Origin of the sequence: Pseudoalteromonas sp. JSTW, from assembly GCF_013423925.1 — a bacterium.
In the GTDB taxonomy this organism is placed as follows: Bacteria; Pseudomonadota; Gammaproteobacteria; order Enterobacterales; family Alteromonadaceae; genus Pseudoalteromonas; species Pseudoalteromonas lipolytica.
Genome location: NZ_CP058972.1, coordinates 1,933,455 through 1,947,851 on the forward strand (window position 1 = coordinate 1,933,455; position 14,397 = coordinate 1,947,851).

At 39.8% G+C, this 14,397-nt stretch carries 11 protein-coding genes; all 11 read left to right on the forward strand.

Annotated elements, in window-relative coordinates; all coding sequences use genetic code 11:
• Positions 1-300 precede the first annotated feature (300 nt).
• The 11 genes from GZH31_RS08905 (at position 301) to GZH31_RS08955 (ending at position 14,328) form a co-directional block, all read left to right on the forward strand.
• Positions 301-3,273: a TonB-dependent receptor gene (locus GZH31_RS08905; RefSeq protein WP_180310867.1), complete on the forward strand. Its 2,973-nt coding sequence runs from the start codon at positions 301-303 to the stop codon at positions 3,271-3,273.
• Positions 3,274-3,474: 201 nt separating this feature from the next.
• A complete protein-coding gene (locus GZH31_RS08910) occupies positions 3,475-5,001 on the forward strand; it encodes a tryptophan halogenase family protein (RefSeq protein WP_075593518.1) in 1,527 nt (508 codons plus the stop codon).
• Positions 5,002-5,010: 9 nt separating this feature from the next.
• Complete coding sequence (locus GZH31_RS08915) at positions 5,011-6,498, forward strand: tryptophan halogenase family protein (RefSeq protein WP_180310868.1); 1,488 nt, start codon at positions 5,011-5,013, stop codon at positions 6,496-6,498.
• Positions 6,499-6,906: 408 nt separating this feature from the next.
• Positions 6,907-8,235 carry a GH1 family beta-glucosidase gene (locus GZH31_RS08920; protein WP_180310869.1) on the forward strand — a complete coding sequence of 443 codons (1,329 nt, stop codon included), beginning with the start codon at positions 6,907-6,909 and terminating at the stop codon, positions 8,233-8,235.
• Positions 8,236-8,252: 17 nt separating this feature from the next.
• Positions 8,253-9,785 (forward strand): MFS transporter, encoded by a 1,533-nt coding sequence (locus tag GZH31_RS08925; RefSeq protein ID WP_180310870.1) that lies wholly within the window; start codon positions 8,253-8,255, stop codon positions 9,783-9,785.
• Positions 9,786-9,819: 34 nt separating this feature from the next.
• On the forward strand, positions 9,820-10,821 hold the full coding sequence (locus GZH31_RS08930) for a LacI family DNA-binding transcriptional regulator (RefSeq protein ID WP_036968046.1): 1,002 nt from the start codon (positions 9,820-9,822) through the stop codon (positions 10,819-10,821).
• A gap of 110 nt (positions 10,822-10,931) precedes the next feature.
• Positions 10,932-11,336, forward strand: a complete 405-nt coding sequence (locus GZH31_RS08935) for a MerR family transcriptional regulator (protein ID WP_180310871.1) — start codon at positions 10,932-10,934, stop codon at positions 11,334-11,336.
• A 152-nt stretch (positions 11,337-11,488) separates the two neighbouring features.
• Positions 11,489-12,184: a DUF4336 domain-containing protein gene (locus GZH31_RS08940; protein ID WP_075593515.1), complete on the forward strand. Its 696-nt coding sequence runs from the start codon at positions 11,489-11,491 to the stop codon at positions 12,182-12,184.
• A 166-nt stretch (positions 12,185-12,350) separates the two neighbouring features.
• The gene (locus GZH31_RS08945) at positions 12,351-12,731 is read left to right on the forward strand and encodes an NAD(P)H-dependent oxidoreductase (RefSeq protein WP_180310872.1); all 381 of its coding nucleotides are present in this window, start codon (positions 12,351-12,353) and stop codon (positions 12,729-12,731) included.
• 266 nt (positions 12,732-12,997) lie between these two features.
• Positions 12,998-13,639: a bifunctional 2-polyprenyl-6-hydroxyphenol methylase/3-demethylubiquinol 3-O-methyltransferase UbiG gene (locus tag GZH31_RS08950; protein ID WP_306822749.1), complete on the forward strand. Its 642-nt coding sequence runs from the start codon at positions 12,998-13,000 to the stop codon at positions 13,637-13,639.
• Between the two features lie 32 nt (positions 13,640-13,671).
• Positions 13,672-14,328 carry a LysE family translocator gene (locus tag GZH31_RS08955; RefSeq protein ID WP_074989381.1) on the forward strand — a complete coding sequence of 219 codons (657 nt, stop codon included), beginning with the start codon at positions 13,672-13,674 and terminating at the stop codon, positions 14,326-14,328.
• Positions 14,329-14,397 lie beyond the last annotated feature (69 nt).

Sequence of the window (14,397 nt, forward strand, 5' to 3'; positions counted from 1 at the left end):
CAATGACTCTGTTAGTTACCGCACTTATTTATCATTTAATTACTACATGAAGTAAACGGTAATAATGAAAACGAATTAATAAATAACGGTAAATGGCTTGTGTTATTTTTTAATCAATTTTTTAAATCAACTGTTGACGTAAACGAAAATTAGCACTACCCTTTTCTGGAAGCGCTTTCAGAAGCGTTTTCTTTTTCGTTATTTATGGTAGCGCTTCCATATTTATGAAAAGGCATATTTAGACAACAATAGCATGCACTTGCTGCGTGAATAACAATGATAAAGAACGAGGGAAACCTAATGTCAAGCCATAACTTTAAAAGAACAAAGTTAGCAACTAGCTTATCTTTGCTCTTAGGTGCAAGTACCTGTTTACCGGCCTTCGCAGAACAAACTGAACACAACAGCGACATTGAAGTTATTCAAGTTACTGGTTTTAAAGGTAGTATAAAAGAATCAACGCAACTAAAACGCTACTCTTCCGGTGTTGTGGATGCAATATCGTCTGAAGATATTGGTAAATTCCCAGACACGAATCTAGCAGAATCATTACAACGCATTACGGGTGTATCAATTGATAGAAGTAATGGTGAAGGCTCGAAGGTTACTGTGCGTGGTTTTGGTCCTGATTATAATATGGTTACCCTCAATGGCCGTACTATGCCAGCAGCTTCCTTACCAGCGGGAGGAGGAACACCTAACTCAAGAGCTTATGACTTTGCAAACTTAGCCTCTGAAAGTGTTAAATCAGTCGAAGTTTATAAAACAGGTAAAGCAAGCATTGCTTCAGGTGGAATTGGTGCAGCAATCAACATTAATACAACTCGCCCATTAGATAACCCTGGTTTAATTGCAAACGTGGGTGTAAAAGCAATGCACGATACAACAAATCGTGTTGCTGATGATATCACTCCAGAGATATCAGGTATTTTTAGTTGGACTGATGCCGATGCCAAATTTGGCGCATCACTCACCGCGAGTATGCAAAAACGTGATAGCTCTGCAACGGGTGCATTTGTCAACGAATGGCGAACAACAGCATACGATGGAACAATTCCACAAGCAGCTGATGACATTATTGTTGAGAACGCCCCTGCTATGGGCCAGTATTATTCAATGCCATCTGATCTTCGCTATACAATTGCGGACCGCGAAAGAACACGTACGAACGCTCAATTAACTTTACAATATAGTCCCGTCGAATCATTAACAGCAACACTTGATTATACCTATTCGCAACAAGACTTATATGAAGCACGCGCAGAGCAGTCAATATGGATGGATAACTATAAAACCCACCTAATATTTGACGATAATTCCGTAAAAACGCCTATTTATTACCAAGAAGAGCGTCGTGATTTATCAACTCGAGATATAGGTTTGGCTCTACAAGAGTTAAATCAAGTAAATAAAAATGACTCTATCGGCCTAAACCTTGAGTACTTTTTTAATGATCAACTCAGCTTTGTTTTTGACGCACATAGCTCAAAAGCAACAAGTGAACCCGATGCCCCCTACGGCAGCTGGGTAAATGCGGGATTAGGTGCCAATATAGTTGCAGGCCAGCAAGTTGACTTTAGCCGCGATCTTCCTTCGATGGTTATCAATTTTGATGATTGCTCGCGCACTAACCTCAACTGCAGTGGTGCTTTGGAACAAAGCGATGTAGGTACTTCTATTCTTGATAGTAACTTTGCTCGTCAAGAATCAACGGTCGATGAATTCCGATTACTCGGTAAATATGAAATAGAAACGGGCGTGATTGACTTCGGCATTGAGTCTCGTTCAATGGAAAGTCATTCATTACAATCTCTTACTCGAAACACAATGGGTAACTGGGGTATCGAAAACCCAGGGGAACTTCCTGATGGTTATTTAAACCCGACTAATTTTTTAAATGAATTTGATGACTACGATACCTCAGGATCATTTGATCAAGGGTTTACTGGCAGTGCATCTGAAATTGGTTATTGGGCTGCACAACAGTACGGTTTTAACTTTGCTGCTGACGGTGCATTCGCGACCAACCGAACAATAAAAGAAGAAATTAAAGCAGCCTTTGTACAATATAAACATCAAGGTGAAATAGGTGATATGCCATTCAACCTATTAGTGGGTGCGCGTTACGAAACCACAGATGTCACATCAACTGCTAATATTGATTTACCTAATGCTGTTGCATGGGAAGGCAATAATGACTTCAATGTGCGTTATGGTACAGATAAACAAGATTACTCTCTCAGTTCTGACTACAACCATTTTTTACCGAGTATCGATTTCGATATAAACGTGGTTGATGATGTAAAAGTGAGAGCATCATACAGCACCACGATCGCCCGCCCTACTTATGATAATTTAAGTTCTGCAGCGACTGTCGGCGTACCTACAGGTCCAAAACTTATTCCGGGAACAACGAATGCACCAGCATCAACAGGTAACCCGGGGTTAGTCCCGCTTGAGTCTGACAATTTTGATGTGTCTGTTGAATGGTATTACAGTGATGTTAGTTATGTATCTGTTGGTTATTACAATAAAAAAGTCGACAACTTTATTGGTTTAACACCCATGACACAAAACTACTATGACTTACGTGATGTCTCAGCTGGCCCTCGTGCACAAGCGGCCATTGCTGAATTACAAGCCAGAGGACTTGCAATAACAGATTCAAACCTATTCCAAATGGTGGCTGCAATGGAAAATGGGGTTGAATTTGACTCAATGAGCTACGAAGAATTCGAAGCCGCATATGATATATTGCCTAATGGTGACGATCCGTTAATGGAATTTACAGCTCAAGTGCCAACCAACAATAAAGACGCCAAAATAGACGGGTATGAATTAGCGATTCAGCACTTCTTCGGTGACTCTGGGTTTGGTGTTCAAGCCAACTACACCATTGTAAATGGCGATATTGATTTTAACGTTGCAGCAGATCCCACAACAACACAATTTGCATTAGTCGGTTTAAGTGATACAGCAAATATCATAGCCATGTACGAAAATGATAAATTCCAAGCGCGTATTGCCTATAACTGGCGAGATAAGTTCTTAAACAGTGCTGCACGATATGTTAACGAACCAGCATTCACAGAAGAATATTATCAAGTCGATTTTAATGTGGCATATAACTACAGTGAAAAAATGTCTTTCTTTATAGAAGGGATTAACATCACAGAACAAAATAGCCGCCAGCATGGTCGCTACAAAGCACAGTTATGGAATTTAGAACAAAATGGCGCGCGTTATAATGTCGGTATGCGCTATAACTTCTAGATACTATCTCTTATCGTGATGCATTTTTAGCCAGTCTCTTGATGCACAAACACCGTACGTGTTTCAGTGTGAACCACTGGTTAATTATTGCTCATGGTAATGAGAATTAGCTTTGTTGTCAGAGGCATATTTAGCTGAACCCTTTTTATGCCCGCAAGCCGTTCCTTGTTTGGAGCGGCTTTTATTATTTAAAGTAATGCTATGAATACACACATAAATAACATAGTCATCGTGGGTGGTGGCGCCGCAGGTTGGTTAACAGCGGGATTACTGGCAAGCGAACACCCTGATAAAAACATAACGTTAATCGAGTCAGTTAATATTGGGATCTCTGGGGTTGGAGAAGGCACATGGCCGTCGATGCGAAACACACTGCAACGCATCGGTATTAAAGAAACTGACTTTTTACGTCATTGCGACGCCTCGTTTAAACAAGGTTCTAAATTTATTAACTGGCAAACAGAATTAGAAGGCGATAATTACTATCACCCTTTTATGGTGCCTCAAGGCTATACCGAATGTGATATTCATGCGGCATGGCAATACCTATCCCCAGAGCATAAATACGCTGACACTGTAAACATGCAAAGCTTTGTTTGTCAGGCCGCTCTCGCCCCAAAGCAAGCCCAAACACCTGATTATGCAGCTGTTACAAATTATGGATACCACCTTGATGCACATAAGTTTGCTCACTTTTTAGCGCATCATTGTGTTAACAAGCTTAATGTAAAACACATTGTTGATGATGTACTGAATGCAAATAATGATAGTCATGGCTATATTCAAAGCGTAAATACGCTCAGTAACGCAGCTATTTCTGGGGATTTATTTATTGATTGCTCAGGTAGTGCAGGCTTATTAATTGCAAAGCACTACCAAATAGAGTACTTAAATCAGAATCACATTTTATTCAATAATTGCGCCGTCACGACCCACCTTCCCTATCAGGATCCACACGATAATATCGCGTCAGCAACGTTATCCACTGCGCAACAAGCAGGCTGGATATGGGATATTGGATTACCTACTCGACGGGGCATAGGATACACATTCAGTGATAAATATTGTGACGAAGCAACGGCAATAAAGACCTTAAAACACTATGCAGAGCAATCTATTGGCTCCAAACTAGCGGAGCAACTTGATACTCGAACGCTGCGCTTTACACCAGGATACAGAAAAGAGTTTTGGCATAAAAACTGTGTCGCTGTTGGTATGTCACAAGGCTTTATTGAGCCCTTGGAAGCGTCAGCTTTAGCGATGGTGGAGCTAAGTATTAGTATGCTAAGCGAGCAAATGCCGTCAAACCGCCAACATATGACTTTATTAAGCGCACGTTTTAATGAGCGCTTTAACTACCGCTGGCAAAAAGTCATCGAGTTCTTAAAACTCCATTATGTGCTTAGCAAACGTAATGATAGCCCATACTGGCTCGATAACCGCCAAACGAATACAATTCCAACCGCGTTACAGAAATTACTCGAATTATGGTGTTATCAACCGCCAAGTCGGTTTGACTTAATTGAAAATGAAGAAGTATTCCCTTCGGCTAGTTATCAATATGTGCTTTATGGCATGGGTTTTCACACCCGTTTACCCGCTCATATGAGCACAAAACAGCAAGAATTTGCGCAGCAACTGTGTAAGCTAAATCGAGAGCGGATTGGGCACTACTTAAAAAATTTACCTAGCAACCGCTTATTACTCCAACAACTATTAGCTAAGTAAGGGTTAAGAATGACAAATCACTTTACCAAACATGTCGTTATTGCTGGGGGCGGTACCGCCGGTTGGATGGCCGCAGCTGCGTTAGCTAAATTATTAGGCAATGAAATAACCATCACTTTAATTGAATCTGATGAAATTGGGACTGTCGGTGTCGGCGAGGCAACAATCCCCCCTATTCGCACCTTTCATAAGTTACTGGGTATAGATGAACAGCGCTTCATGACCCAAACACAGGCGACTTTTAAACTCGGGATCAGTTTTGAGAATTGGCACAAACCAAACAGTGACTATATTCACTCGTTTGGCATCACAGGCAAAGAGTGCTGGGCTGGCGAATTCCATCACTTTTGGTTACATGCTCAAAATCAAGGTGTTAAAGATGATTTTGGCGACTATTGTTACGAATTGCAGGCTGCAAAACACGGAAAATTTGGCTTCAACAAGCAAAACCCAATCAACTATGCCTTTCATTTGGATGCCAATCGCTATGCTTTATTTTTACGAGACTTTGCTGAACAACACAGCGTAAAACGCATAGAAGGAAAGATAGAGCACATCAACAAATCTGCAACGAATGGCTTCATTGAAAGTGTCACGTTAAAAAATGGCACCACCGTTTCGGGGGATTTTTTTATTGATTGCACTGGCTTTAAAGGCTTACTTATAGAGCAAGCCTTGCATACAGGCTTTGAAGACTGGTCACACTTATTACCGTGTGATAGCGCTGTCGCTGTACAAACAACAGGCTCAGATGAAATTCTCCCGTATACACGCTCAATCGCACACCAATCGGGCTGGCAGTGGCAAATACCATTACAAAACCGTACAGGTAATGGCTTAGTGTATTGCAGTCGCTATTTGACTGACGCGGATGCCACACACCTATTACTCAACAATATTAGTGGCGAGATTTTAACAGAACCAAAAGTCATAAAATTTAAAACGGGGCGTCGTCTAAAAGGCTGGAATAAAAACTGCCTCGCTTTGGGTCTCGCAAGTGGCTTTTTAGAGCCTCTCGAGTCAACCAGTATTCACCTTATTATGACCGGTATAATCCGCTTTATACGATTATTCCCGTTCACCTATATCAGCCAACATGCAATTGATGAATACAACAAACAATTAAAATCTGAACTCGAGAGCATTCGTGATTTTATCGTGCTGCACTACAGGGTAACCGACCGCGACGATAGTGAATTTTGGCGTCATTGCAAAACAATGGAGATCACTCAAACACTCAGCCATAAAATTGCATTATTTAAACAAACAGGGCGCGTTTTTTTAGATGACGGTGACATATTTCGCGTTGATTCATGGGTGCAGGTAATGCTTGGCCAAGGAATAAAGCCACAGCAATATCATCATGTAGCCAGCTTAATGAGTGAACAAGAATTAATGCAGTTTTTACACGGTATTAAACAGCAAATAGCACATCGCCTTGCGCAATTGCCTAACCATAAAGAGTTTGTAAGTAAGTATTGCTCACAGAACAATTAGTGTATTGACTGATTGCCATGCACTTTTTAGGCTCATATCGCATAGAGTCTGTATGCTGTGTCAGTACTCATACCTCGTTAAATATGTTTGGTAAGTATACGCGTTTTATAAGGTCATACTATTACAGCGAGTGTCAGCAGAGATGTGGAATTATTAATCGTTTTTTCTTTTATAAAGCAAGCAGTAACACTTGCTTTATTGTTTTTTAAAATGCAAAAAACACCGTATTAAACCCGTTATTAAAATAAACTATTGACCATAACCAAATTAGTCTCTAACCTAAATATGGAAGCGCTACCATAAACACGCAATATTTTGCGTGTTTTTTTGAAAAAACATGGAAGCGCTTTCAGTAGAAAAGAATTAGTCACCATTTAACTTGCAATTGTTCACCAAAGGTTTCTTTAAATGACTCAGCTCACGTTACCAAAAAACTCACCTATGCTTAGCAAAGACTTTATCTATGGCGTCGCTACGGCTTCGTTTCAAATTGAAGGTTCTGCGGATAAGCGCCTCCCCTGCATCTGGGACACTTTTTGCGCAACCCCAGGAAAAATCGCCGATAATTCGAATGGTGAACGTGCGTGTGAACATGTCATAAAATGGCGTGAAGATATTGCTCTCATTGACTCTTTGGGAGTGGATGCTTATCGCCTCTCAATTTCTTGGCCACGAGTCATAACCTTAGACGGCACTTTAAATCATGATGGTGTAAAGTTTTATACCGATATACTAGATGAGTTAGCACGTCGTAATATAAAAGCCTTTGTGACGCTTTACCATTGGGATTTACCGCAACACTTGGAAGACAAAGGGGGATGGTTAAATCGAGAAACCGCCTTTGAATTTGAACGCTATGTTGATTTAATAAGTAAAGCATTTGGTGATAAGGTTTATTCATATGCGACATTGAATGAACCTTTCTGTAGTTCATACTTAGGCTATGAAATTGGTGTTCATGCTCCTGGAATAAAAGGCCGTGAATTTGGCCGAAAAGCAGCGCATCACCTATTACTTGCCCATGGATTAGCCATGAAGGTTCTGAATAAAAATAGCCCACACGCGCTCAATGGAATTGTACTTAACTTCACCCCTTGTTACCCGGTTACTCAAAGTGATGCCGATTTAGCTGCCACAGCATTTGCTGATGACTATATAAATCAATGGTACATGAAACCGGTAATGACCGGAGCGTACCCTGACATTATAGAGCAGTTACCTGAGGCTCATAAACCTGACATATTACCAGGGGATATGGAAACAATTGCTCAACCACTTGATTTTTTGGGTGTCAATTTTTACACGCGATTACACTATCAAGCGAGCGAAACTGATTATTATGAAGAAATGCCTCACCAAGCACCAATGACCGATATTGGCTGGGAGATATACCCAAAAGCGCTCACTGAATTATTAGTATCGCTGCATGGAAAATACCAGCTACCTCCTGTTTTTATTACTGAAAATGGGGCAGCTATGGATGACAAGATGATTAATTCAGAGGTTCATGATCAAGATAGAATTGATTATTATAATAGCCACTTAAATGCTGTGAACGACGCAATGGAGCAAGGTGTTACTGTCTCGGGGTATTTTGCATGGAGTTTAATGGATAATTTTGAATGGGCAGAAGGATACTCAAAACGTTTCGGTATTGTTTATGTCGACTATGTAACCCAGCAACGTGTTATTAAAGACAGTGGCAACGCATACAGTCACTTAATTAAAAACCGCTAATAATAAAGATACCAATAATGATAAAAAACACTCTGCCCTTACATGAAAAAATAGGCTACGCAATGGGTGATGCGGGCGCCAACTTAGTGTGGCGTGGCGCATTAGCCTACTTAGCCGTTTTTTATACTGACACGTTTGGTATTTCAGCGTCTGCCGCTGCCCTCCTTTTTCTAGTCGTACGTTTATCCGATGGTGTCACCGATATCATTATGGGAATGATAGCTGACCGTACTCAAACGCGACTAGGAAAATTTCGTCCTTGGATTTTGTGGTCGACGCCTTTTTTAGCGTTATTCATGGTACTGTGCTTTACCACCCCCAACATTAGCCCAGTCGCAAAACTAATATACGCCTACTTTACTTATATCGGACTCACATTAGCTTACACAGTAAGTAATGTCCCTTATTCAGCTTTAATGGGAGTCATGACAGGGGGTGACCTAGAGCGGGCAAAACTCTCTGGATTCCGTTTTGCTGGAGCATTCACTGGTGGACTATTAGTGATGGGTTTTTTACCGGATTTAGTTGCTTACTTTGGCCAAGGAAACAGTGCGCAAGGTTATCAATACACTATGTATTTATTCGCTGCTTTACTCACAATACTCATGCTGATCACCTTTGCCAGTACGAAAGAGCGCGTTCAACCCGCTTTAAAAAAACAGACCTCATTAAAATATGAGTTATTAGATTTAAGTAAGAGCTTACCTTTTATAGTGCTTCCATTATTAGCAACTACGTTGTTTTTTTATTATCGTGAACTTTATTCAGGCCTTTTCTTTGCAGTAACAATGGGCTTAATGACAATTGTCATTCGTAAATTGCTGTCTCAAGATCACAGTAAACTCAGTGGCTCTCAGCTGGATATGGTGGACTTATTAACCAATAAACCTTGGCTTATATTATTAGGCATGGGCTTTTTAACCATGATGTTTAATGGCATAAAGTACGGTGTGATTGCCTATTACTTTAAATATTATGTGGGTAATGAGCTGATGGCCGGACAATATTTTATTGCCTTGTTAGTTGTCTCTATCTTTGGGGCTTTACTAACGGGGAAGCTGGCTGAAATATTTGGAAAACGCACTTTATTTATTCTTTCATTAATTCTAAGCGCCCTGTTTACAATTGCCTTTTTCTGGCTACCAAGTGACAACATCCCGCTGATCTTTGCTCTTGGTTGTAGTGCCGAGTTCTTTGCAGCCATGATGCCTACCCTGTTTTTCTCGATGCTCGGTGATAGTGCTGATTATTCTGAGTGGAAAAATAACCGCCGTGCTACTGGCCTTATTTATTCTGCAGGTACATTTGTGCAAAAGACAGGCGGTGGATTCGCCGGTGCGCTTGTTTTAGTCGTACTCGCGGGCTACGGCTATAACGGTATGGATGAAACAACAATCGCTCAATCTTTAGAAGGTATGAAATTGCTTATGAGCTGGTTACCCGCAGCGTTTGCACTTTTAGCGGCCGCACTCATGCTCTTATATCCATTAACCACTGAGATGACAGAAAAAATTACAGAAGACTTGGCAATTAGACGTGCAAGTCTGTAAATTAATCTACAAAGGTATTTATTAAATTATCATTATGGCAACTATTTATCAGGTCTCTGAGCTTGCAGGTGTTTCTCTTTCAACCGTCTCTCGCGTGTTGAATGAAAACGACTATGTAAGTAAAAAAACAAAACAAAAAGTGCTTGATGCAATGAAACAGCTAGGCTATCAGCCTAACTCTATTGCTCGTTCTCTTGCTTCAAACTGTTCAAATAGTGTTGGCGTGTTAGTCTCAGAGCTCGACGGTCCATTCTTTGGAGAAATGATGTCTGCCATTGAAGCCCAACTAAGAGCGGCAGGTAAGCATGTCATAATCACACCGGGGCACAGTGAAGAAGACAAAGAAAAAAATGGTTTAGAATTTTTGATCTCTCGAAACTGTGACGCCATTATTGCCCATGTTGAGGCTGTTACTGATGATTATTTAGTTGAGCTAAATAAAGGAAAAACCCCTATTTTCTTAATCAGCCGATATGTTGAGCAAATGAAAGAAAACTGCATAAGCCTTGATAATGTCATGGGAGGCTATTTAGCAACCAAGCACCTACTAGACTTAGGGCACCGCGATATAACTTATATAGCAGGGCCCTTGTTTAAGCCAGATGCAGCGGACCGTCTGACAGGGCATAAAAAGGCTCTAAACGAATACAATATCCATTTTGATGAGCAATCTCTGTACGTTGGCGATTTTAAGGAAACGGGCGGATACAATGGTTTAAAGCATTTTTTTGAAAATAAAAAGCAATTTACTGCCATCGTGTGTGCTAATGACGAAATGGCGTCGGGCGTGATGAAATGTGCGCGAGAACATAATTTTGAACTTCCTAAAGATCTCGCAATTATTGGCTTCGATAATGTTCATTTTACAAGTTATTTGTACCCTACTCTCACGACGATTGACAATCCCGTTGAACAAATGGGGAAAATGGCCGCTAATTTAGTTTTAAGAGATATTTATAAACAAAATCGTGCCGATATAGAACATATCTTTTCGCCCAATCTTATGATGCGAGACTCAACGCCAAGGTCAAATTAACGGTAACCCCTTGAGAGTATTATCTAATATAAATAAGTAGAGCGTTGACAACGTCTTCGTTTCTACTTGTTACATTCAACTAATATCTAAATATGATAAAGGAGATGTTGGTGTTTATTGGTGAAGTATCAAAGAAGACACAATTAACAGTCAAAACAATCCGATTTTATGAAGAAAAAGGTCTAATACCAGTACCTCTAAGACAAGGAAAGTACCGTGTCTACACAGACGATCACGTTGAAATATTAAAGCTAATTTCTGAAGCTAAAACCCTAGGCGTCACATTGTCTGAACTTAAGGGATTAATTAAATTTAAAGATTCAAAGGCTAACTGGTCAGAAATTAGTGAGTTTTTAGTGATACTAAAAGAACGTCTAACAGAGCAAATAAACGCAACCGCAGCAAAAATTACCAAAATAGACTCATGTATCAGTATAATCAATCAGCAAACACCTCTTGACTCTCTCCTTAACGAGAGAGTGTATGATGGACAAAAGGTCGCGATTACGAAATAAATCAAATCATTTTAAACAAACTGCTTATCCGTTTACTAATCGGTTAGTTTTTGAATTGGTATGTTTTTGAATAGATAAATTCGCTTTGTAGTCTACTCTTTCAGGCCCTTGCCTGCGTTGTTTATAAGTAATTTCTAACTATAAGGAATGACATGGAAAATTTAGCAAAAAATCTTTGGATCTTTAATGGCAAAAGTGTCACGTTTTTAGGCTTACCCTTTTCTACGCGTATGACCATAATCAAGCTTTCAAATAATGAGTTGTGGGTACACAGTCCTATCGAATTAACAGAGGCTTTGCAGCAGCAAGTAGATAGCTTAGGAAAAGTAACGTTTTTAATTGCACCTAACCACCTTCATCATTTGTTTTTACCACAATGGATAGATGCATACAGCGACGCTAAAGTTTATGGCACGCAAGAGCTTATAAAGAAACGCAATGACATTTCATTCAACGCATCATTAAATAATGAAACGTCATACCCTTGGTCACACGACATTGCACAGATATTATTCACCGGTTCAGCATTAATGGAGGAATGTGTCTTCTTTCATAAGCAATCTAACACCCTAATAGTCACCGATTTGGTTGAAAACTTTTCGGGTAACGATTTTAACTTTTGGCAAAAATGGCTGGCTAAAGGCGCAGGTATTTTAGCGCCAAAGGGAAAAACGCCGATAGACTGGCGCTTAAGCTTTATGTTTAATAAAACACAAGCGAGTAAACATATTAGAAAGATATTTGCCTGGGAGGCAGATATGCTAATTATGGCGCATGGTGAAATAATTAAGAAAGACGCAACAGACTTTTTGCGGCAATCTTTTAACTGGTTGGTAAAAAATAAATAGCCGCAGCTACCCGTAATGCAATTTTGCCAAGACCCCATACAAGTACATTAATATTTCACATTATAAATATTTGCTAATAAACACTCTTTATAATGAAAGCCTATTGACTCTCCACCACAGGGGAGACTTTAAAATAACAATTATTTTCTACCCATGAGAGGTAATTGTGAAAAATATTATATTAGTAAATGGCAATCCTAAAAAGAACAGCTTTTCATCGTGTATTACTGATAAATATGCACAGGCAGCACGCAAGTCCGCGAACATTCGTATTTTTAATCTACCCGAAATGGATTTTGATCCAAATTTAATGTGTGGTTATGATGATGACCAACCGCTTGCGCCATGTTTAAAGGAATTTAGCAAATCTCTTCATTGGGCTAATCATATCGTCATAATATCTCCTTTGTGGTGGGGAGGATTACTGGCAAAGCTCAAAGGGGAAACTGCAAGAATGATTCTTACAATGGACACACCCGCAGAGCTAGCTGCAGAATACGCTCAGTCATATTATCTGACGATGCCCAAACAACACAGGCTTAATTGATATAATAAAATTGGTTCATACTATGACTAAAGGCTTATATTAAAAAATACAGGCTATTATACTCTATGTTTAGCGTTGCTCTTATGAGGGAGCCCTGCTAAATATTCGCATATATTTAAACGGAATAATGATGGATTATATTAAAATTAATAAAGAGGCGTGGAACAACAAGACCCCATTGCACATTGCACATTGCATCAAAATTTTACAACCTCCCCGCATTTATAGAAGGCCAAACGTCACTAAATCCCATAGAACTTTCACTTTTGGGTGATGTTAAAGGGAAGTCACTTCTGCATTTACAATGTCACTTTGGCCAAGATACTTTGTCTTGGGCAAGATTGGGGGCTAATGTAACTGGCGTTGACTTATCATCAACGGCTATCGAACAGGCAAATAAACTCAAAGACTCTCTTGCTTTAAATGCGCATTTCATTGAAAGTGATATTTACCAGTTCGGTCAGTTCAATGATACACAATACGATATTGTATGCACGTCTTATGGGGTAATTAGCTGGCTGCCAAATTTAGATAACTGGGCACAGGTTATTGCCGATGCTTTGAAGGCTGGTGGTGAATTCTACTTAATTGAATTTCATCCTTTTCAAGGACTTTTTGATGGCTACAGTTACTTTCCTAAATCAACACCTGATATTGAAGAGGAAGGAACATACACCGAAAACTGCGATGGCACGAAATCCAAAACAGTCAGTTGGAGTCATTCAATAAGTGAAGTAATCAGCTCATTACTAAAAGCGGGATTAAGTATAGAAGCATACGATGAATACCCTTTCAGCCCTTATGATTGCTTTGATGGCCTAGAATATATTCCCCACGCTGGTTATCAACTATTACATAACGGGCAACAGGTTCCATTGGTTTTTTCAATCAAAGCCCGTAAGCGCTAATTAAATCTAGATAATTTTTAACAGAGGTATATATGGATATAAGTTTACTGAGTATTTTTATTTCTGTGGCACTAGCTCATTTCCTTGCTTTACTCAGCCCAGGACCCGATTTCGTGCTGGTAGTGAAAAGTGCACTAAAAGGAAACCAAAAGAATGCTATTGGCGTCGCCCTCGGAATTGCGATAGCAAATGCAGTTTATATAGGGTTATGTTTGATTGGTGTGGGGGCAATTTTATCAACGTCTGTTGGCTTAATGATCGCACTTAAAGTGATTGGTGGGCTGTTTTTAATGTATATCGCTTTTCACGCGTTGAAAGCACCAAAGAGCGCTTACAATAATGTTGTTATCGCAGCTCACAGCTCGGTTGCGTTTTCGTTCACCTGCTTTTGTAAAGAGTTTGCGACTGGATTCCTCTCAGGTATTCTTAATCCAAAAAATCTCTTATTTTATCTGAGCTTGTTTACGGTCGCGCTCACTCCAGAGGTTAGCATTACCTTTAAGGTGATTTTAGGTGTGTGGATGACCCTGATTGTTTTTATATGGGATGTTGCCATTATTTACATGCTATCCAAACAAAGAGTCAGGGAAAAATTTGTTAAAGCGTCTTATTTTATAGATAAAGTTACAGGTGCTGTTCTCGGTGTGATTGGTTTTAATATTGTAAAATCAGTATGGTCAAAACAGTAATGTGATAAGTATTAATCATCGTTGCTGCCACTCGCAATATACGCAGTGTCAGCAACTATTATCACGTCA